We start from the raw sequence: 20,226 nt of genomic DNA, 5'->3' as shown, positions 1-20,226 counted from the left end.
TTGGCCGTGACATTTTCTTACGAGAAATGTCATGCGTACGATGCACCAGATGCGCGATGATCAGTCCAACGACGCGAGTTACGACCTGAGCCAAGGCCCTATGGGATTGTTTTCCTTCCGCAAGAAAGACGCCGAAGCCGTTCCCCCGAAGCGCGGTAGCCGCAGGAGCGGCCGAACCGGCACCCGTACGGCGGGAGGGGGCGAGTACAGCGAGCACGAGCAACTCGACCCGCTGCTGCCCGAAAAGCAACGCGCGCGCCGCCGTCTGGTCGGCGCGTTGGCATTGGTGCTTGCCGCCGTCATCATTTTGCCGATGGTGCTCGCCCCCGAGCCGAAGCCTGCCGCCGACGACATCGCGATCCAGATTCCCGGGAAAGACGCCAATTCGCCGCCCGTGCGCGTGAAGCCACAGGCGGCGCCATCAGCGACGCCGCCGTCCGATGCCTCGCTCGACAAGGGCGAAGAGGCGCTCGACAGCAGCACGCTGGCGGGTTCGAACGCGACCAAGCCTGCACCGGCGCCTGCCCCGACGGCAGTGCCTCCGGCCGCCGCCGTGGCTCCCGCGCCGAGCGCGGTGCCGGAACCGCAGGTCGCACAAGCGAAGCCGGAACACAAGCCGGACGCGAAACCCGACGTCAAGAAGCCCGAGCAGCATGCCGAGACGAAGCCTGCCGCCAAACCGGACTCGCACGACACGGCCAAGGCGCAGGCCAGACCTGACAACAGCGCAGCCGACCCGATTGCACAGTTCGCGCAGAACAACACTGCCGCCAAGTCCGCCAAGCCTGCTGATAGCCATGACAACGCTCAGAAGCCTGCGGCGTCGGGTGGCAAGTATCTTGTGCGCATTGGTGCGTTCTCGACGCAGGACCGCGCACAGGCCTGGCTCGTCAAGCTCAAGCTCGTGAATGTGCCGAGCTACATGGTGAAGAGCACGGTCGACGGTCGTGAGCTGTATCTGTTGCGCGCCGGGCCGTTCTCCGATCGTCCCAGTGCCGAAGCGGCCGGCAAGAAGATCCGTGACGCCGGACTGACGGCGCAGGTCGCCGAGGCGGGCTGAGTTGGGCGATACGGTGCATAGCGGTCTGTTGACGGTCGTGGATTACGCGGCGATCGCCATTCTCGTCGGCTCGATGCTGCTGGGCATGCTGCGCGGTCTCGTGCGCGAGCTGTTCAATCTGGTCGGCTGGGTGGTCGCCTTCTTCGTCGCGCGCGCGTTTGGCCCGACGGTGGCGCACTGGTTGCCCGCCGATCTGCCCGGCGGCGAGATGACACAGGGCGCACTCGGTTTCCTGCTGGTGCTGATCGCCGTGGTGTTCGGTGCCGGTATCGTCAGCGCGCTGGTGGGCCGCATGACCGACATGATCGGTTTGCGTCCGGCCGATCGCGGATTAGGGATGTTGTTCGGTATCGTTCGCGGCGTTCTGCTCTTGATGTTGTTGATGGTCGCCGCCAAGTTAACGGCACTGCCGCAACAACCGGTCTGGCAACACTCGCTGGTGCGTCCGTGGGTCGAGGCCGGGCTGGACCGGCTGATGCCTTATCTGCCCGAGCCGGTGCAGCATTACCTGCATCAGCCTGAGGCGGCAATGCCCAGCGTCAATCCGCTGGGAACGCCGATTCCCTTGCCGCAACTGCAACCCTATCGGGGGGCGCCGGATGCCGGCGGACAGCGTGGGCAAGGCGGCAACGGGACTCAAGGGCAGTCGGGCGGCCGGAGCGGCGGTGTGATGTCCGGCGTGTCGAACCTGATGGGCGGCGGCACCCTGGGAGGGAGCAGCGCCGGCAGTGGTTTGGCGGGCGATGGTCTGGGCGGTGAGCAAGGCGCCGGCGCCCAGTCGCAGGGGTGGGGCATGCGCAGCGGCGGATCGGCCGCGCCGTCGACCGGCCTGCACAAGGTTTCCGAATGACGGATAATACTGTCCGTTTGACGCAGATTTCGATGTTTTTTGAAGGATTCATGCCATGTGTGGCATCGTCGGTGTAGTCTCCAAATCCCCTGTCAACCAGTTCATCTACGATAGCCTGCTGCTGTTGCAGCACCGTGGGCAGGACGCTGCCGGTATCGCCACGACGGACGGCCAGTCGTTCTACATGCACAAGGGCAACGGCATGGTGCGCGACGTGTTCCGCACGCGCAACATGCGCGACTTGCCGGGCACGGTCGGTATCGGTCAGGTGCGTTACCCGACGGCCGGGTCGTCGAGCGCCGCACAAGCCCAGCCGTTCTACGTGAATGCGCCTTACGGCATCGTGCTCGCGCACAACGGCAACCTGACGAACTGGGAGCAGCTCAAGGACGAGATGTTCCGCGTCGACCGTCGCCACATCAACACCACCTCGGACTCGGAAGTGCTGCTCAACGTGCTCGCACACGAATTGCAGCAGAGCGCGCGCGATGGTCTGAGTGTCGCGTCGCTGTTCGAAGCGGTGGGCAAGGTGCATGGCCGTCTGCGCGGCTCGTATGCCATCGTCTCGATCATCTCCGGCTTCGGCCTGCTCGCGTTCCGCGACCCGAACGGTATCCGTCCGCTGTGTATCGGCCGTTTCGATGGCCCGAACGGCACGGAGTGGATGGTGGCGTCGGAGTCGGTGGCCTTGGAAGGCATGGGCTTCGCGTTCGAGCGCGACGTCAAGCCGGGGGAAGCGGTCTTCATCAGCAACGATGGCGAACTGGTCTCGCAACAGTGCTCGGAGTCGGTCTCGTTGCACCCGTGCATTTTCGAACTGGTGTATCTGGCGCGTCCGGATTCGGTGCTCGACGGCGTGGCGGTCTACGACGCGCGTCTGCGCATGGGCGATTACCTCGCCGAGAAGATCCGCCGCGAGATCGACTATCAGGACATCGACGTCGTGATGCCGATTCCGGATTCGAGCCGTCCGGCCGCGATGCAGGTCGCCAAGCGACTGGGCCTGAACTATCGCGAAGGCTTCTTCAAGAACCGCTATGTCGGCCGCACCTTCATCATGCCCGGCCAGGCGATGCGCAAGAAATCGGTACGTCAGAAGCTCAACGCCATGCGCGTCGAGTTCAAGGACAAGAACGTGCTGATCGTGGACGACTCGATCGTGCGCGGCACGACCAGCCAGGAAATCGTGCAGATGGCACGCGACGCCGGTGCGCGCAAGGTGATCTTCGCGTCGGCGGCGCCGCCGGTGAAGTTCCCGAACGTGTACGGCATCGACATGCCCACGCGTAGCGAACTGGTGGCCCACGATCGTACCGACGAGGAAGTGGCGCGCATCATCGGTGCCGACGAACTGATTTATCAGGACGTCGAGGACATGAAGGCTGCCGTGCGCGACATCAACCCGGCGCTGACCGATTTCGATGCGTCGTGCTTCGACGGGAAGTACATCACGGGCGATGTGACGACCGAGTACCTCAACCGTCTGGAGCAGCAGCGCAAGGCGCCGAAGGCCCCCGTGGTGGAATCCGGCGAAGGCGACGAAAATGAGCCGCGCGGGGCTCAGCTTGGCCTCTGAGCGGCGCCTGAGGGCGGCCAGCCGGGCAAATGCCCGGTGGGCCGGCGGGATTTTCCCTGCGCGCCTGCAACGTGCTACACTGCTTCTCACGTCGATTTGATTTCAGCTTGCGGACGTGGGGGAACATCCCCGAAACAGCTAAAGCGAGGCCTAGACAGATGGATTTCGAGCCCGTTTTGCTGAACAGCGAAACGGGCTTTTCTTTTTTTGGCCGGCGGTCGGGCCAACCCAATCACGAGATACACGATGGACTCCTTCGACTTCGATACCCTGGCGGTGCGCGCGGGCACGCAGCGCTCCGAGTTTGGTGAGCATTCCGAGGCGCTTTACCTGACCTCGAGCTTTGTCTTCAAGAGCGCGGCCGAGGCCGCCGAACGCTTCGCGCATTCGGAGGAGGGCTTCACCTACTCGCGCTTCACCAACCCGACCGTGTCGATGTTTCAGGATCGTCTGGCCGCCCTCGAAGGCGGTGAGGCCTGCATGGCGACCTCTTCGGGCATGAGTGCCATCGTTTCCGTCGTGATGTCAGCGCTTTCCGCAGGCGATCACCTCGTCAGCTCGCAAAGCATTTTCGGCTCCACGCTGAACGTCTTCTCCACGATCTTCAGCCGCTTCGGTGTCGAGACCACCTTCGTCGACCCGACCGATCTCGACGCCTGGCGCGCCGCGATTCGTCCGAATACGAAGATGTTCTTCCTGGAAACGCCGTCCAACCCGCTCACGGATATCGCCGACATCGCCGCCATTGGCAAGATCGCGAAGGAAGCGGGCGCGATGTTCGTCGTCGACAACTGCTTCTGTACGCCGGCATTGCAGCGTCCCATCGAGTACGGGGCGGACGTCGTCGTGCACTCCGCCACGAAGTACCTTGACGGTCAGGGGCGCGTGCTCGGCGGCGCCATCGTCGGCAAGAAGGACTTCATCATGGGCAAGGTCTTCACGTTCGTGCGCAGCGCGGGTCCGACCCTCTCGGCGTTCAACGCCTGGGTGTTGCTCAAAGGCATGGAGACGCTGTCGCTGCGTATCGAGCGTCAATCGGCCAATGCCCTCGCGATTGCGCAATGGCTGGAACAGCAACCGCAAGTGGCCCGCGTGTTCTACCCGGGTCTGCCGTCGCATCCGCAGTACGAACTCGCTCAACGCCAGCAGAAGGCGGGCGGTGCCATTGTCGCGTTTGAACTCAAGGGCGCGACGCCTGCCGAGCAACGCGAGAACGCCTGGCGCGTGATCGACAACACCCGCGTGTGTTCGATCACGGGCAATCTCGGCGACACGCGCACCACGATCACGCACCCGGCCAGCACGACGCATGGCCGCATCACGCCGGAAGCGCGTGCCGCGGCGGGTATTACGGAAGGTCTGATTCGTCTGGCAGTGGGGCTGGAGTCGCCGGCCGACATTCAGGCCGACCTGCTGCGTGGTTTCGTGAGCTGAGCGGAGCCGTCGTCATGAGTCGATTCTGGAGTGCGGGCGTTGCCGATCTGACGCCCTATGTGCCCGGTGAGCAGCCGCAGATGCAGCGGCTCATCAAGCTCAATACCAACGAGAACCCATACGGCCCGTCGCCGCGCGTGCTGGCTGCGATTCGCGAGGCGCTCGGCAGCGATGCCGACGCGCTCAAGCTGTACCCCGATCCCGATGCGCGCCGTTTCAAGGAGACCATCGCGAAGCGTTTCGGTCTTGAGGTTGCCAATGTGCATGTGGGCAATGGCTCAGACGAAGTACTGGCGAACGTGTTTCAGGGATTGCTGAAGCACGACAAGCCGATTCTGTTTCCGGATATCACCTACAGCTTTTACCCGGTGTACTGCGGGCTTTACGGCGTGACGTTCGAGAACGTGCCGCTGACCGAGGCGTTCGAGATTCGCGTCGACGATTACCTCAAGCCGAACGGCGGCATCATTTTCCCGAATCCGAACGCGCCCACGGGCCGCGTGCTGGCATCCGGGGAGATTGAGCGTCTTCTGGCAGGGAACCCGGATTCCGTTGTGGTGATCGACGAGGCGTACATCGACTTCGGCGGTGAGAGTGCCGCAGGGCTGATCGCGAAGTATCCGAACCTGCTGGTGGTGCAGACGCTGTCCAAGTCGCGTTCGCTGGCCGGGTTGCGACTTGGCTTCGCCATTGGGCATCCGGATCTGATCGAGGCGCTCGAGCGCGTGAAGAACAGCTTCAATTCGTATCCGCTCGACCGGCTCGCTCAGGCGGCGGGCGTGGCGGCCATCGAAGACGAAGCGTACTTCGACCTGACGCGTCAGGCGGTGATCGCGAGCCGTGAAGGACTGGTCGCGCGCTTGCAAGCGCTGGGCTTCGATGTGCTGCCGTCGACGGCAAACTTCGTGTTCGCGCGTCATGCCTCGCACGACGCGGCGCAACTGGCCGCCGCGCTGCGCGAGCGCTCGATCATCGTGCGGCACTTCAAGCACGCGCGTGTGGCGCAGTTCCTGCGCATCACCGTCGGTACCGAAGACGAGTGCCAGACTTTCACGCAAGCGTTGAAGGAAATTCTGGCGGGCTGAGGCGTCGTCCGGGGCATCCGGGCGCAGACGGCTGGACCGAAGCGTCTATGCCTGAAAGGGCCGGCAGCGTGGGGGAGTGAAACGTTCCCCACACTGCCGGCCCTTTTGATTTCACGGGATGAGATGTCCGTCGATATTGTCGGACTCAGCCACGGTGGGAAGGCAACAGGAAAACGTAGCCTGCGTTATGCTGTTGGGCGTGTTGCCAACCGGAGACTTCAGCATGTCGCATAACGTAGAACTTTTCATCAACGGACAGTGGAAAGCGGGCGCAGAAGGCCTCACGCTGCCGATCGAGAACCCGGCCACGGGTGAGACCATCGGCACGGTGGCGCGCGCGACTCAGCCGGATCTGGACGCTGCCCTGGCGGCCGCCGAAGCCGGCTTTGCCAAGTGGCGCGAAATCGCCCCGTTCGAGCGCGCCAAGCTCATGCGCAAGGCTGCCGGCCTGCTGCGCGAGCGCGTTGGCGATATCGCACGTCAGATGACGATGGAGCAGGGCAAGCCCATCGGTGAAGCCAAGGGCGAAGTGCTCTCGGCCGCCGACATCATTGAATTCTTCGCGGAAGAAGGCAAGCGTGCCTATGGACGTCTGGTGCCCGCACGTGTGCCGAACGTCTACCAGATGGTGATCCAGTCGCCGGTCGGTGCGGTGGCAGCGTTCACGCCCTGGAATTTCCCGGTCAATCAGGTCGTGCGCAAGGTGTCCGCTGCGCTGGCCGCCGGTTGCTCGGTGATCGTGAAGGCGCCGGAAGAAACGCCTGCGTCGCCGGCCGCGCTGATTCGCGCCTTCGCCGATGCCGGTCTGCCCGACGGCGTGCTCAACCTCGTGTATGGCGTGCCCGCCGAGATTTCGTCGTACCTGATTCCGCATCCCACGATCCGCAAGGTGTCGTTCACGGGCTCGACGCCGGTGGGCAAGCAGCTTGCCGCGATGGCCGGTCTGCACATGAAGCGCGTGACGATGGAACTCGGCGGTCATGCGCCCGCGCTGATTTTCAACGATGCCGATATCGCCGCTGCCGTGCGCAACCTCGCGGGCGGCAAGTTCCGCAACGCCGGACAGGTCTGTATCGCCCCGACGCGTTTCCTCGTGCAGCGCGGTGTATACGACCAGTTCGTCGACGCCTTCGTGAAGGCCGCCGAATCGATTCGCGTCGGTAACGGTCTTGACCCCGAAACGACGATGGGCCCGTTGGTCAACGCCAAGCGTTTCGAGGCCATCAGCGCCATCGTGGACGATGCCGTCGCCAACGGCGCGCAGCTCAAGACGGGGGGCAAGCGTGCTGCGCAAGGCGGCTATTTCTACGCACCGACCGTGCTGTGCAATGTGCCGATGAGCGCGAAGATCATGCACGAAGAGCCGTTCGGTCCGGTGGCCATCGTCAACCCGTTCGATACGGAAGAGGAAGCCATCGCCGAGGCAAACCGTCTGCCGTATGGTCTGGCCGCGTATGCGTACACGACCTCGCAAGGCACGGCACATCGTCTGGCGGCGCGCGTCGAGAGCGGCATGCTGACGATCAACCATTCGGGTCTGGCGTTGCCGGAAGTGCCGTTCGGCGGCGTGAAGGACAGCGGCTACGGTTCGGAGGGCGGCCCGGAGGCGCTCGAAGCCTATCTGCAACCGAAGTTCGTGACGCGTCTGGATGTCTGATCGACGGATCGTGTGATATCCGGCGCGCAGTCGCCGAGCGAGCCGATGCAGGCGACTGCATCGGCTTTTTTGTTTCTGCGTCGCATCGAAACGGTGGGGGCTCAGGCCGTTGCGGTGGTATTCAGCGACGCGGCTTCGATGGCTGACAGCCGTGATGCCGGTGAAAACACGATGATGCCGAGTTGCACGGCGAAACCGCCGGCCATGGCGACAAGACAGTATCGTGTGCCGAGCGTCGAGGCGAGCCACGCGCCAAGACATGCCCCGAATGGCCGCGCACCGGCGGTCGCCGTCATGATCACGGCCGATACGCGAGCGATCAGCCCTCCCGGCGTCACCGTTTGGCGCAGCGACGTCGTCGAGATCGTCCACACGATCGGACCGCAGCCGAACAGGAAGAACGCCGCAAATACCACGGCGTAGGTGAGCACGCCGCCCGACAGGCGCCATGTCGCCAGCATCAGCAGCGATGCGACGGCGGCGCAGGCGGGGCCAAGCACGATCTGTCGGCCGAATGACAGTCGCCTGGCGATGTGCCGATAGCCGAACGCGCCGCATACCATCCCGAAGCCGTAGACGCCGAGCGCGATGCCCACGGCCTGTGCCGAGAACGTCAGCGAATGGATGGCGTAGTACGCGAAGATGGCGAGCAACAGATACCACGACGTGTTGAAGACGAATGCCGTCGCCACGATAGGCCGTAGATAGGGGCTATGGGCGATGAAGCGCACGCCGTCGGCCAACTCGCGCAGAAAATGGCGTCGGGAGGCGACGCGCGGGGCTTCCGCCGGCAAGCGTGTCAGACAGTAGACACTGGCGAGCGAGAGCGCGAATGCGGTGGCAAAGGCGGGCGTGGCCGACGCCCATCCCGCCATCAGACCACCCAACGCGGGGCCCGCAGTGAAAGCAATGCTGCGGGCGATCTCGAGTTGCCGATTCGCCGTCAACAGGTCCCCCGGCGCGACGAGCGCGGCCACCAGCGACGGGGCTGCCGCACCGAAGACCACCGTGCCTGTCGCCATCGCGAAGCCGAGGACACCCAATGCGGGAAGTGTCAGCAAATGCGCGCGAAACAATGCGAACAGGCCTAGCAGTGCGACGGCGCGCAATAGCTCTGTGGCGACCATCAGCGGCTTGCGGCGGTAGCGATCCGCCAGCACCCCAGCGGGCAGGGAGAGCAGCAGGAAGGGGAGTGTCGTGGCCGCCTGCAACGAGGCAGTCTGTTCGGCCGAGGCACCGAGGGCGATGACGGCGACGATAGGAATGACTGCCAGCGTCATCTGTTCGCTGAACTGTGCCGCGAGATTCGCCTGCGTAAGCGATGCCACGAGCGATGTCACGAGCGACGTGACGGGCGGCGCCTCTGGCCCCCGGCCCGGTGCTTCTGCCATACCGATCCCCTCAAAATTGGACGTGCGAGGCGAGTCTAGGCGGAAGATCGCAGGGAAGCGCTCCGTTTCTTGCGATTGAATTCTGACGGCGCGACAATGCGCTGCCTAATTGTTCGACGGGGGCTGTTCGTTGCGGCGATTCGACACGTATTCCCGGCCGTTGATGCGGCGCGTTTGCGGGGTGAAGTCCACGCTCAGCAGATCGTCGGCCGCGCGGTAATAGGGCGTGTCGATGTCGAGCATGCCGAGCAGCGTGTGATCGAGCCGGTCGGTCTGATACGGACGGGCTTCAAGTGCCGCTCGCGACAGGCTGCCTTGCCCGTCCGAGAGGGCCTTGCCGGCGCGGGACCAGACGATCATCGGAATTTCGTAGCCCGAAGCATCGGCGACCGACTGCCCGGCGTGATTGCGCGTGTGACCGACTTCCTGCGCGTGATCCGAGCTGAACAGCAGGCTTGCATCGGCGTGTGGACTTGCGGCCATCGTTTTGCGAATCAGGCTCGAAACAACGAAGTCGTTGTACGCGATGGCGTTGTCGTAATCGTTGCGCAGATGCCGCACCCACATCGATCTGCCCTGAGCGGTGAGCGAGGCCATCACGGCATCGTCGGTATTGTCGAAGCGCGCAAATTCCTCGGGGTAGCGCATGTCGTAGGTCGGATGGGCGCCCAGCAGGTGCACGACGATGAGCTTCTTCGGGGCGTCGCTGGCCAGCGCTGCGTCAAACGCCGGCAGCAGATTGCCATCGACGTTGTTTTCACCCCGCCCATAGCCCTTGTTGATGAATACCTGCTCGTCGGCGCGCTTTGCCACCAACCCGAGCCAACCATCGTTGGGCACCTGATTCGAGATCCAGTACGTGCGGTAGCCGGCTTCCTTCGCGAGCATGACCACATCGGGTTCGCGCGTCCATGCCTCGGGATCGTCGAGACTGGCGGGCGTGAGCATTTTCATGAGCGACGACATCGTCGCCGGTTCCGACGACACCACGTCGCGGAACACTATAAGATCGCCTCGCAGGGAGTCGAGCATCGGCGTGGTGTTGCGCGCGTAGCCGTAGAGCGACATGTTGTTGCGATTCAGACTCTCGCCGATCACCCAGACAACGGTGTTCTTGTCAGGCCCGCGATACTGCACGCGCCAGTCTTCCCGTTGCGCCATGTTCTGCTCGAGATCGCGTTGCAACTGCGTCGCGTGATCGGCTTGCCGTTTGTAATCGAGGTAGCGCATCGGCCAATAGAGCAGCGGATTTTCGCGCGCCATGGTCGGGTTGAGGTGCAGTGCGAGAAATGCCGTCAGCAGCGCCACGACAACGGTTTTTCCGGTGCGTCGCATGGGCGCTTGCGGCTGTCTGCCATCCTCTCGTGTCAGGCGGCGCTCGCCGAAAGCGACGGCGCCGAATAACACGAGGAACGCGGCGCTGGCTTGAGCGACATCGCGCCAGTTGTGACGGAAGAACTCGCCGGTTTCGGACGGATTGGTGTTGAACACCGCATGCAGTACCAGCAGGTGATTGGGGCGCATGCCGAAGTAGTCGCGCAGGAAGCCCTTGGTGGCGGCGTCGAGGAAGAACACACCGACGATGCTGAGGGTGGCAATGCTCAGCCACGCGGGCCGGGCGCGTAGCAGCAGGCACAGCCCGGCAAGCCCGGGGAGGGCGGTCGTCATGAGGGCCGCGCTCTTGCCGTATTCGCTGGCGCTCAGCATGCCGAGTGCCCAGAAGGCGGTCAGACCGCCAAGTCCAAGATATAACCGATGCAATAGGGGCTTCAATCGCGGTCTCCGCCGAGCATTTTTCCGGCCTGTTCGCGAGGTTGTCCGAGCGGGAGAATGCGTCCCCGTCCAGCACCCGACAGGCTGTCGAATTGGGCGTTTCGACTGCCAGGACTTGGGAAAGTGTCGGTATCGAGCAATATTTTTTTAGACGAGCGGAAGTCGGTATTGACGCGGGGAGGTGTCGGCGATGAGACGCGACCGGGAGGATGATCCGGCGCACGATGCCGGTGCAGCCATTGGTGAGCGCGTACCGATGGAAGTTTATTGACGTGAAGGCGTGTTCAACGAAATTGCATTTCGCGGTGCGTCTCTACAATCGTGGCATCCGCTCGATCGAGGTTCGTAAATTCCGATGTTGCCAATACCAACGCTGCCACCCCTGCTGATTTCCCGTTGCGCTGCCTGCGTGGATGCCTGCGTGCGTCGGGAGGCATCGTGACGCGCGAGGTGCTTCGTGTGGGCGCACCGTCGCTAAGCAGGGTCGCTGCCGACGTGGTCGACGTGAACGATCCGGCAGTGCGCCGCGATGCTGCCGATCTGTGTGAGGCGCTCGCCGCCTTTCGCGCGGCGCACGGCTTTGGGCGCGCCATTGCCGCGCCGCAAATCGGCATCGACCGGCGCATGATCGCGCTCGCCGTGCCCGGCTGGTCCGATGTGATTGTCAATCCTGAGATCGTGTGGATGAGCGACGCGCGTGTCACGCTCTGGGACGACTGCATGTGCTTTCCCGAAACGCTGGTGCGTGTGGCGCGTTACGCGTCGATCTCGGTGCGCTGCTGGGATCTGTCGGGTGACGTGTACATGAAGGCGAAGTTGCCGCTGGCGCAGGCCGAACTGTTACAGCACGAGATCGATCATCTCGACGGCAAGTTGTCGTTCGACCGTGCCGTGGGCGAGAACGCGGTGGTGTCGCGGCGTGTGTTCGATGCCGATCGCGAGACGTTTGCGCGGCAAGTCGATTATTTTCCGCAACGCTGACGGGGCCTCAGTGAAGACGCGCGCCATTGGGGACCGCGCGTTCCACCCCCGCGAGGACAATGGCGCCACTGGTGTCGGCAAAGCCGGTCACCAGCACTTCCGAGACGACGCCGGCAATGCGCTTGGGTGCGAAATTGCAGACGCACAGCACCTGCCGGCCGACGAGCGCCTCCGGGGTGTAGTGCACGGTGATCTGCGCGCTGGATGTCTTCACGCCCAACGCCCCCAGATCGACTTCCAGCACATAGGCGGGCTTCTTCGCTTTCTCATTGACGCGGGCCGCCACAATCGTCCCCACGCGCAAATCGATTCTCTCGAAGTCCTGCCACTCGATGGTCTCGGCCATGTCCAGCTCCCTTTTGTCCCTGTCGACAGATGAATGGACGCAGAGCGTAACGCGTTGCCGCCAGAGGTGGCTTGTGAATTTCGGCAGACAGAAGGGGCGCAGGGTCGGCGGGGTCAGCCGATAGCGCCACGGCCAGCGCGTTCGCGCCGCCAGACGGCGGGCGTCTGACCGAAATGCTGACGAAAGGCATGCGTGAGGGCGCTCTGGTCGTTGAAGCCGACGTCGAGTGCGATGTCGGCGAGCGTCGCGTCGGTCTCGGCCAGCAATGACGCTGCGCGTGCGAGTCGAAGGCGCATGAGATGCCGGTGAGGCGTCTCGCCGGTCATGGCGACGAAGCAATCGTGAAAGTGCCGCACGCTCATCCCGGCGTCCTGCGCCAGCGTGGCCGTATCGAGCGGCGTTGCCAGTTCGGCTTGCAGCCGCGCGTCGATGCGCGCCAGATCCAGCCGGACGGTACGCAACGCGGGCCGTGCCGGTGCGAGCCGCGCCATGAGGGCGGCGAGCCACTCGCGCACCACCGGATCGTCTGCGCTCAGCGGGTGACCGTCCTGCACGCCTGCGCTCACTCGCTGGACCAACGCCAGCAGCTTGGCGTCCAGCGCGAAAAAGGCCTCGTGTGCGAACGCCCGTTCGGTACCCGTCGCCGTGACGAGGTACGACGGCACGTCCAGCACGACCTGCCGGTTAGGTCCGTCGCCCCGGTAGTCGTGTCGCACGCCTGCGGGAATCACCACGCCGTTGCGCGCGCCCACGCGGCCGAACTGCGCGGCATTGCCATCCAATGAAATCGACATGCGCCCCGATAGCCCGATCACGACCTGATGAAAGTCGTGCGTGTCGGTGCTGTCGGTTGGGTGGTACTCGCGCAGTTCGAGGATCGGGGCAGACATGGTGGTGTGACGGCAAACGTCCGGGAATCAGACGTTAGCACCGCTCTGGGGAATAAGGCGCCGAAGGTGCATGACTTCAGGTTATGAAAAAACGCGCAAAGCAATCCCGGATTCATTGGTTCGGGCGCACTGAGCGGATCGCTACACTGGTTCTCCAGTGGCCGGGAAGCCCCGGTCGGCACCGTGCAGACCGCCCGTCAGGCCGGTTGCGCATCCGGTGCGCTTTCGATTCCTCAGGGCCAGCGTGGCAGCACGCGCACGGCCCGTCTTAGGCAGGGAAGTATGACATACGCCGTCACGATCTCGGGCAGCCCGTCGGCTGCCTCGCGCAGCGCCCGGTTGCTGCGTTTCGTTGAATCCGAACTGGCTGCGGCTGGCATTGCGGTGCGCCGCATCGACATTCGCGCGCTCTCACCGGCCGCGCTGCTCGCGGCCGACACGTCGCACGACGATCTTCGTCACGCGCTCGCACAGGTCGCCGGTGCACAGGCTGTGGTCGTGGCGACGCCCGTGTACAAGGCAGCCTACAGCGGCTTGCTCAAAGCCTTCCTCGACGTGCTGCCGCAGGACGGTCTTGCGGACAAGCTGGTCGCACCGTTTGCGACGGGGGGCAGTCCCGCGCATCTGCTGGCGCTCGACTACGCCCTCAAGCCGGTGCTGTCCGCGCTCGGGGCGCAACATATTCTGCGCGGCGTCTTCGCCGTCGATCAGCAGGTGCCGAAGGAAGAGGGCGCCACGCTGGATGCGCCGATTGCCGCGCGTCTGGGCACCACAGTGGATCAACTCTCGCAGTGGCTGCACGAGCGCGAGGTCATTCGTCAGTGGCCGTCCACGGTTGCCGCTGCCGCACGCACGGCCGCTGCACGGGCTACGCTCGCCGCCTGAGCGCCGGAGTTCATATGCAAGTCTTCTGGTTCATTCCGACACACGGCGATACGCGCTATCTGGGAACGTCCGATGGCGGACGCGTGTTCGACTTCGATTACGCGCGGCAGATCGCCAGCGCTGTCGATTCGCTCGGCTACGAAGGGGTGTTGCTGCCCACCGGCCGCTCATGCGAAGACGCATGGGTCACCGCGTCGAGCCTCATCGGCGCCACGCGCAATCTCAAGTTTCTCGTTGCCATACGCCCGGGAATCGCTTCGCCCGCGCTGACCGCACGCATGGCTTCGACGTTCGATCGACTGTCGGGGGGCCGGTTGTTGATCAATGTCGTCACAGGGGGCGACGCGGGCGAACTCGAAGGCGACGGCTTCTTTGCCGACCATGCCGAGCGCTACGCCGTCACCGACGAATTCCTGCGCATCTGGCGTTCGCTGTTCCAGGCCTCGCACAGCGGGGAGAGCGTCGATTTCGAAGGCAAACATCTGCGGGCGAAGGGGGCGAAGCTGTTCTTCCCGCCGGTGCAGGCACCGCACCCGCCGCTGTATTTCGGTGGCTCGTCGGAGGTGGCGCGTCAGATCGCTGCGGAACAACTCGATGTCTACCTGACGTGGGGCGAACCGTTGGCCGATGTGGCCGAGAAGATTGCCGACGTGCGCGCGCGCGCCGCGAAACTCGGACGCACGCTGCGCTTCGGTCTGCGTTTGCATGTCATCGTGCGCGAGACGGACGACGAAGCCTGGCGCGCTGCCGACGCCCTCATCAGCAAGCTCGACGACGAGACCATTGCGCGCGTGCAGACGCAGTTCGCCAAGATGGATTCGGAAGGTCAGCGACGTATGGCCGCGCTGCATGGCGGACGCCGCGACAAGCTCGTGATCGCGCCCAATCTGTGGGCGGGCGTGGGGCTCGTGCGAGGCGGGGCTGGCACAGCGCTCGTGGGCGATGGCCCGACGGTGGCGCAGCGACTGCGCGAGTACGCCGATCTCGGCATCGATACCTTCATTCTGTCGGGCTATCCGCACCTCGAAGAGGCCTACCGTTTCGCCGAACTCGTGTTTCCTCATCTGCCGCGTCACGTGCGCGAACGGCTGGGCAATGTCTCGCTCTCGGGGCCGATCGGCGAGGTCATGGCCAACAACATCGTGCCGAGGGCGTCGCAAAGCTGAGCGCGACGCACGACACCGGACCTGTTTCACCTTGATTGGAAAAAGCAACGGGGCGGCAACGCCCTGGGGAGAAATTCGCATGACGCAAACCACCTTGAACGATGTCCAGGCGACGGTTGCCGTTGCTCACCGTGGTGGCACGCTGCAACGCCACTGGCGCACGGCAGCGAGACGGCTCGCGCCGTGGGCGGTGCCCATTGTGCTGGTCGCGTTCTGGCAGTTGGCCGCGCAAGAGGGCTGGCTGTCGACACGTGTGCTGCCCGCGCCGTCGGCCGTGGTCGACGCAGCGTGGCAACTCGCCTTGAGCGGCCAGATCTGGCGCGATATCGGCGTGTCGACGGGCCGCGCTGTGATCGGCTTTCTGATCGGCGGTGGCCTCGGGCTGCTGCTGGGCATGCTGACCGGTTTGTCGCGTGTTGCGGAAACGGCGCTCGATTCGTCGTTCCAGATGCTGCGCAATATTCCGCATCTGGCGCTCATTCCGCTCGTGATCCTGTGGTTCGGCATCGACGAAAAGGCCAAGCTGTTCCTGGTGTCCATCGGCGTGTTTTTCCCGATGTATCTCAATACGTATGCAGGCATTCGTGCCGTCGACCCGGCGCTTGTCGAGATGGCGCGTAGTTACGGCTTGCGTGGCTGGGCCTTGTATCGGGACGTGATTCTGCCGGGGGCGTTGCCGTCGATTCTGGTGGGCGTGCGCTTCTCGCTGGGCCTGATGTGGGTGACGCTGATCGTGGCGGAGACCATCTCCGCGCAGTCGGGTATCGGATATCTGACGATGAACGCCCGCGAGTTTCTTCAGACCGACATCGTGCTGGTCGGGATTCTGTTGTACGCGCTGCTGGGCAAGCTGGCCGATGTGCTGGCCAAAGAACTGGAATTCCGCTGGTTGCGCTGGCATCCGGCCTTTCAACGAGGAGCCGCCGCATGAGCGCACAACAATTGGCACCGGTCGCGGGCGCCGACATCGAAGCCGAATGGACGGCAGAGCAACGCGCCTCAGGCCGCTTGCCGCTCGATCCGCAAGTCGACCCGTTCGGCACGCAACTGCCGCTTGCGCCGAACGTTGCTGCCCACGCTGCCCATGCCGTGCCGCGCACGGCATCGGGGACGAATCTTAAAGTGGTGCATCCGGCAAGTGACGCGGATGCGTCGGCGTCGACCTCCGGCCTGCGCATCGACGGCGTTGGCAAGCATTACGGCGCTCGCTCGGTGCTCTCGGACTTTTCGCTGACGATTCCGCGAGGCGGTTTCGCCGCCATCGTGGGGCGCAGTGGCTGCGGCAAGTCGACGCTGCTGCGATTGATCGCGGGTCTCGAGACGCCCGACGGTGGTCGCATTACGCTCGACGGGCACGCGCTCAGCGGCGCGTCTGGTGCGGTGTCCACCCGCATCATGTTTCAGGATGCGCGTCTGCTGCCGTGGCGAACGGTGCTGGAAAACGTCGCCCTCGGGCTGCCGAAATCGTCGCACGCCAAGGCACTGGAAGTGCTGGGCGAAGTCGGTCTGGCCGAGCGGGCCAACGATTGGCCGAGCCAGTTGTCGGGCGGTCAACGCCAGCGTGTGGCGCTTGCCCGCGCCCTGGTGCATCAACCCGATTTGCTGCTGCTCGACGAGCCGCTTGGCGCGCTCGATGCGCTCACCCGCATTGAAATGCACGCGCTGATCGAGCGTCTGTGGCGTGCTCACGGCTTTACGGCACTGCTCGTTACGCACGATGTGCAGGAAGCGGTGGCGCTCGCCGACCGCGTGGTGCTCATCGAGCAAGGGCAGTTGGGTCTTGATCAACCGATGTCGCTGGCGCGTCCGCGTGCTCGCGGCAGTGTCGAGTTTGCCGGACTTGAGGCCCAGGTACTCGCGCGTGTGCTCCAAACCGAACCGTCAGCCGGCGCCCACATTCCCGCGCCGGAGCCGCTGTGGCCGGCGGCGACCGTGCGCTGGGCCGTCTGAGGTCATCCGTTCATCCGTTTTTTCGATTTTTTTCCGAACACAGGAGTTCATCATGGGTATCACTGCTATCAATGTCCGTAACCAGTTCAAAGGCCGTATTCGCGAAATTCTGCGCGGCCCGGTGTTGTCCGAAGTGGACGTCGAAACGCCGAGCGGCATCGTCACGTCGGTCATTACCACGCGCTCGATCGACGAGCTGCGTCTGGACGTCGGCTCCGAAGTGGTGGCCCTTGTGAAGGCCACCGAGGTGTCGCTCGCCAAGCTCTGACGTCTCGGAAGGGCCGCATCGGACGCGCGCGGGGGCCGTGTCCGATGCGCATAGCGGGAAATTCCGACCCGGCTCTCGGACTGTGCCGCGAATGCACGCACTCGGCTGATATAATGATGGCTTCCAAATGTTGGCGACCCGCCTGCGCGAGACCCTCCGCCGCGGGCGTTTTTGTTTGTCGCCAACGCGATGCACCGAAGCCAAACCATGACCACTGTCCGCACCCGCTTTGCGCCTAGCCCGACTGGATTCATCCATCTGGGCAACATCCGTTCCGCTCTCTATCCGTGGGCCTTCGCGCGTCACAACGAAGGTGTCTTCGTGCTGCGCATCGAGGATACCGATCTCGAGCGCTCGACCCCGGAAGCCGTGCAAGTCATTCTCGAAGGCATGGAATGGCTCGGTCTCGACTACGACGAAGGCCCGTTCTACCAGATGCAGCGCATGGATCGCTATCGCGAAGTGCTCGAGCAACTGAAGGGCGCCGGCCATGTCTATCCGTGCTACATGAGCGTGGAAGAACTCGACGAGTTGCGCGAGCAGCAGCGTGCGCGCGGCGAGAAGCCGCGTTACGACGGCCGCTGGCGTCCGGAGCCGGGCAAGGTGCTGCCCGAGCCGCCCGCCGGCGTGCAACCGGTGCTGCGCTTCAAGAATCCGCTCACCGGCAGCGTGGTGTGGGAGGACGCCGTCAAGGGGCGTATCGAGATCTCGAACGAAGAACTCGACGATCTCGTGATCGCGCGTCCGGACGGCACGCCGACGTACAACTTCTGCGTTGTGGTCGATGACATCGACATGGACATCACGCACGTGATTCGCGGCGACGACCACGTGAACAACACGCCGCGTCAGATCAACATCTTCGAAGCGCTCGGCAAGCAGCCGCCGGTCTACGCGCACCTGCCCACGGTGCTCAACGACCAGGGCGAGAAGATGTCCAAGCGCAATGGCGCCATGAGCGTGGTGCAGTACCGCGAAGAGGGCTTCCTGCCCGAGGCCGTGGTGAACTATCTGGCGCGTCTGGGCTGGGCGCACGGCGATGCGGAAGTCTTCACGCGCGAGCAGTTCGTCGCATGGTTCGACCTTGAGCATCTGGGCAAGTCGCCGGCGCAGCACAATCCCGAAAAGCTGCTTTGGCTGAACAATCAGTATCTGAAGCAAGCCGATAACGCGCGTCTGGCCGGGCTGACCGAGCCGTTCCTGCAAAAGGCGGGCGTGTCGATCGAAGGCGGTCCGTCGCTTGCCGATGTGGTCGCGCTGTTCAAGGACCGTGCGAACACCATCAAGGACATCGCGCAAAGCGCCGAAATGTTCTACCGCAAGCCCGTGCCGTCGGAAGCCGATCTGACCCAGCACATGACCGATGCTGCCCGTGCGGCGGTGAAGGATCTCGCCACGGCGCTCACGGCGCTGCCCGAGTGGAAGAAGGAAGCGATTTCGCCGGCGTTCAAGGCCACGCTCGCGCAGCACGGCATGAAGATGCCGCAGCTCGCCATGCCGGTGCGCCTGCTGGTGGTCGGCACGACGCACACGCCGGCCATCGATGCCGTGCTGGAACTGCTCGGCCGCGACACGGTGCTGGCACGTCTGAGCGCTTAAGTCGCTTAAGTCGCATAAGGCAGGTGAGCGCGTGAGACACGCGCCGTCGGCCATTCCGGGGTTGCCTGTGGCAGCGCCGGAAATAAAAAACCCCGGGATGCCTGAGCATCGCCGGGGTTTTTTTATCGGGGGGCAGTGCCCCGCCGGCACTTACGACTGGGCGCTGTCCTGCGCGGCAACGGCGCTGGCGCGTGCCGAGGTGACCGGACGCTTGGCGCGCGAATAGCCTTCGAGCAGCTTGACCATTTGTGCGTAGATCTTCGGGTTGCCCGCAAGGATCTCGCCTTCGAACAGGAAGTCCGATTCGCCGGTGTAGTTACCGACCAGACCACCGGCTTCGGTAATCAGCAGACTGCCAGCGGCCATGTCCCACGGATTCAGACCTTGCTCGAAGAAACCGTCCATGCGGCCGGCGGCGACGTTCGCCAGATCGAGTGCTGCAGCGCCCGGACGGCGGATGCCCGCGCAATGCTCGGTCATCGTGCCGAACATCTTCAGGTAGTTTTCAACGCCTTGCAGGTCGCGGAACGGGAAGCCGGTGCCGATCAGGCCGTCGGCCAGACGATCGCGGCGCGACACGCGGATACGCTTGCCGTCGAGGAACGCACCCCGGCCACGCGAGGCGGTGAAGAGTTCGTTGCGGGTCGGATCGTAGATCACGGCTTGCGAGACGATGCCCTTGTGCGCGAGGGCGATCGACGTGCAGTAGTAGGGCAGGCCGTGAATGAAGTTGGTGGTGCCGTCGAGCGGATCGATGATCCACTGGTATTCCGAGCCCGACTTGCCGTGCTCCTCGCCCGATTCTTCGGCGAGGATGGCGTGGTCCGGATAGGCTTGCACGAGGGTTTCGATGATCGCTTGCTCAGCCGCTTTGTCCACTTCCGTCACGAAGTCGTTGTGCTGCTTCTTGCTGACCTTGACGGTGTCGATGTCGAGGGAGGCGCGGCTGATGATATTGCCGGCACGGCGCGCGGCCTTCACCGCGATATTAAGCATGGGATGCTGCATGACAGATTCCTGTTAAGGCCATCGCCGACGGTACGCGCGACCCCTTCTGGGCCGGCCGGCAGGCGTGGCAGACAAAGCGAACAAATTGAGCAAGAGCGATGCCCCGCAAGCGCCGCGCACCGGGTGGCGGCTCGTTTGCAAGGACGAAAACGCGTATTTTATCAAAAACCCGGCGCGTGCGCTGCTTCGTCTTCATGTTCTGACCCTTTTTGCGTCGGACGGCTCTCCAGGGCACCGCACGGAGCGACGACACGCAGCGCTCGCGATTCAGGGCAAAATAGCAACGTTTATCGCTTTGCCGCCTGCC

The 20,226-nt window shown here is 64.1% G+C and carries 18 protein-coding genes; 13 read left to right on the top strand and 5 right to left on the bottom strand.

The genetic code is table 11. The annotated features are described in order from the left end of the window. Positions 1 to 31 precede the first annotated feature (31 nt). The 6 genes from PI93_RS18180 to PI93_RS18155 all read left to right on the top strand — a co-directional run bounded on the left by PI93_RS18180 (position 32) and on the right by PI93_RS18155 (position 7,662). A complete protein-coding gene (locus PI93_RS18180) occupies positions 32 to 1,060 on the top strand; it encodes an SPOR domain-containing protein (RefSeq protein WP_052240544.1) in 1,029 nt (342 codons plus the stop codon). A gap of 1 nt (position 1,061) precedes the next feature. Continuing rightward, a complete protein-coding gene (locus tag PI93_RS18175; RefSeq protein WP_052240543.1) occupies positions 1,062 to 1,910 on the top strand; it encodes a CvpA family protein in 849 nt (282 codons plus the stop codon). A 55-nt stretch (positions 1,911 to 1,965) separates the two neighbouring features. Continuing rightward, complete coding sequence (purF, locus tag PI93_RS18170; protein WP_039368475.1) at positions 1,966 to 3,486, top strand: amidophosphoribosyltransferase; 1,521 nt, start codon at positions 1,966 to 1,968, stop codon at positions 3,484 to 3,486. Positions 3,487 to 3,732: 246 nt separating this feature from the next. Beyond that, the gene (locus PI93_RS18165) at positions 3,733 to 4,920 is read left to right on the top strand and encodes an O-succinylhomoserine sulfhydrylase (RefSeq protein WP_039368474.1); all 1,188 of its coding nucleotides are present in this window, start codon (positions 3,733 to 3,735) and stop codon (positions 4,918 to 4,920) included. A 14-nt stretch (positions 4,921 to 4,934) separates the two neighbouring features. Beyond that, positions 4,935 to 6,005: a histidinol-phosphate transaminase gene (gene hisC, locus PI93_RS18160; RefSeq protein WP_039368472.1), complete on the top strand. Its 1,071-nt coding sequence runs from the start codon at positions 4,935 to 4,937 to the stop codon at positions 6,003 to 6,005. 223 nt (positions 6,006 to 6,228) lie between these two features. Then, entirely contained in the window at positions 6,229 to 7,662 is a 1,434-nt protein-coding gene (locus PI93_RS18155; RefSeq protein WP_039368659.1) for an NAD-dependent succinate-semialdehyde dehydrogenase, read from the top strand. A gap of 101 nt (positions 7,663 to 7,763) precedes the next feature. Here the strand turns inward: PI93_RS18155 and PI93_RS18150 are convergent, their stop codons facing one another. After that, complete coding sequence (locus tag PI93_RS18150; protein ID WP_039368471.1) at positions 7,764 to 9,053, bottom strand: MFS transporter; 1,290 nt, start codon at positions 9,051 to 9,053, stop codon at positions 7,764 to 7,766. A gap of 105 nt (positions 9,054 to 9,158) precedes the next feature. Continuing rightward, positions 9,159 to 10,826, bottom strand: a complete 1,668-nt coding sequence (locus tag PI93_RS18145) for a phosphoethanolamine transferase (protein ID WP_052240542.1) — start codon at positions 10,824 to 10,826, stop codon at positions 9,159 to 9,161. A 438-nt stretch (positions 10,827 to 11,264) separates the two neighbouring features. On the opposite strand from PI93_RS18145, the gene PI93_RS18140 reads away from it, so the two are divergent. After that, positions 11,265 to 11,807: a peptide deformylase gene (locus PI93_RS18140; protein ID WP_039368654.1), complete on the top strand. Its 543-nt coding sequence runs from the start codon at positions 11,265 to 11,267 to the stop codon at positions 11,805 to 11,807. A gap of 7 nt (positions 11,808 to 11,814) precedes the next feature. On the opposite strand, the gene PI93_RS18135 is transcribed toward PI93_RS18140, so the two are convergent. Together PI93_RS18135 and PI93_RS18130 are read right to left on the bottom strand one after the other, a co-directional pair. After that, entirely contained in the window at positions 11,815 to 12,153 is a 339-nt protein-coding gene (locus PI93_RS18135; protein ID WP_039368470.1) for a tRNA-binding protein, read from the bottom strand. A gap of 113 nt (positions 12,154 to 12,266) precedes the next feature. Further along, positions 12,267 to 13,043 carry an AraC family transcriptional regulator gene (locus PI93_RS18130; RefSeq protein ID WP_039368468.1) on the bottom strand — a complete coding sequence of 259 codons (777 nt, stop codon included), beginning with the start codon at positions 13,041 to 13,043 and terminating at the stop codon, positions 12,267 to 12,269. A 282-nt stretch (positions 13,044 to 13,325) separates the two neighbouring features. Here PI93_RS18130 and ssuE point away from each other — a divergent pair, with 282 nt between their 5' ends. From ssuE to gltX, 6 genes are all read left to right on the top strand, one after another. After that, the gene (ssuE, locus tag PI93_RS18125) at positions 13,326 to 13,928 is read left to right on the top strand and encodes an NADPH-dependent FMN reductase (protein ID WP_039368466.1); all 603 of its coding nucleotides are present in this window, start codon (positions 13,326 to 13,328) and stop codon (positions 13,926 to 13,928) included. Positions 13,929 to 13,942: 14 nt separating this feature from the next. Further along, the gene (gene ssuD / locus PI93_RS18120; protein WP_039368464.1) at positions 13,943 to 15,094 is read left to right on the top strand and encodes an FMNH2-dependent alkanesulfonate monooxygenase; all 1,152 of its coding nucleotides are present in this window, start codon (positions 13,943 to 13,945) and stop codon (positions 15,092 to 15,094) included. 79 nt (positions 15,095 to 15,173) lie between these two features. Continuing rightward, positions 15,174 to 16,025 (top strand): aliphatic sulfonate ABC transporter permease SsuC, encoded by an 852-nt coding sequence (ssuC, locus tag PI93_RS18115; RefSeq protein ID WP_080759110.1) that lies wholly within the window; start codon positions 15,174 to 15,176, stop codon positions 16,023 to 16,025. Next, entirely contained in the window at positions 16,022 to 17,044 is a 1,023-nt protein-coding gene (locus tag PI93_RS18110; RefSeq protein WP_080759109.1) for an ATP-binding cassette domain-containing protein, read from the top strand. The genes ssuC and PI93_RS18110 overlap by 4 nt, the downstream gene beginning before the upstream one ends. Positions 17,045 to 17,096: 52 nt before the next feature. Continuing rightward, a complete protein-coding gene (locus tag PI93_RS18105) occupies positions 17,097 to 17,312 on the top strand; it encodes a TOBE domain-containing protein (protein ID WP_010807342.1) in 216 nt (71 codons plus the stop codon). Between the two features lie 207 nt (positions 17,313 to 17,519). Then, the gene (gene gltX / locus PI93_RS18100) at positions 17,520 to 18,911 is read left to right on the top strand and encodes a glutamate--tRNA ligase (protein ID WP_039368458.1); all 1,392 of its coding nucleotides are present in this window, start codon (positions 17,520 to 17,522) and stop codon (positions 18,909 to 18,911) included. Between the two features lie 150 nt (positions 18,912 to 19,061). Here gltX and PI93_RS18095 read toward each other — a convergent pair whose 3' ends face one another. After that, a complete protein-coding gene (locus PI93_RS18095; protein ID WP_039368456.1) occupies positions 19,062 to 19,919 on the bottom strand; it encodes an inositol monophosphatase family protein in 858 nt (285 codons plus the stop codon). Positions 19,920 to 20,226: the final 307 nt, after the last annotated feature.

It is taken from the genome of Pandoraea fibrosis, from assembly GCF_000807775.2.
In the GTDB taxonomy this organism is placed as follows: domain Bacteria; phylum Pseudomonadota; class Gammaproteobacteria; order Burkholderiales; family Burkholderiaceae; genus Pandoraea; species Pandoraea fibrosis.
Note: the sequence above shows the minus strand (reverse complement) of the source record. Positions and strands in the feature narration are given on the sequence as shown.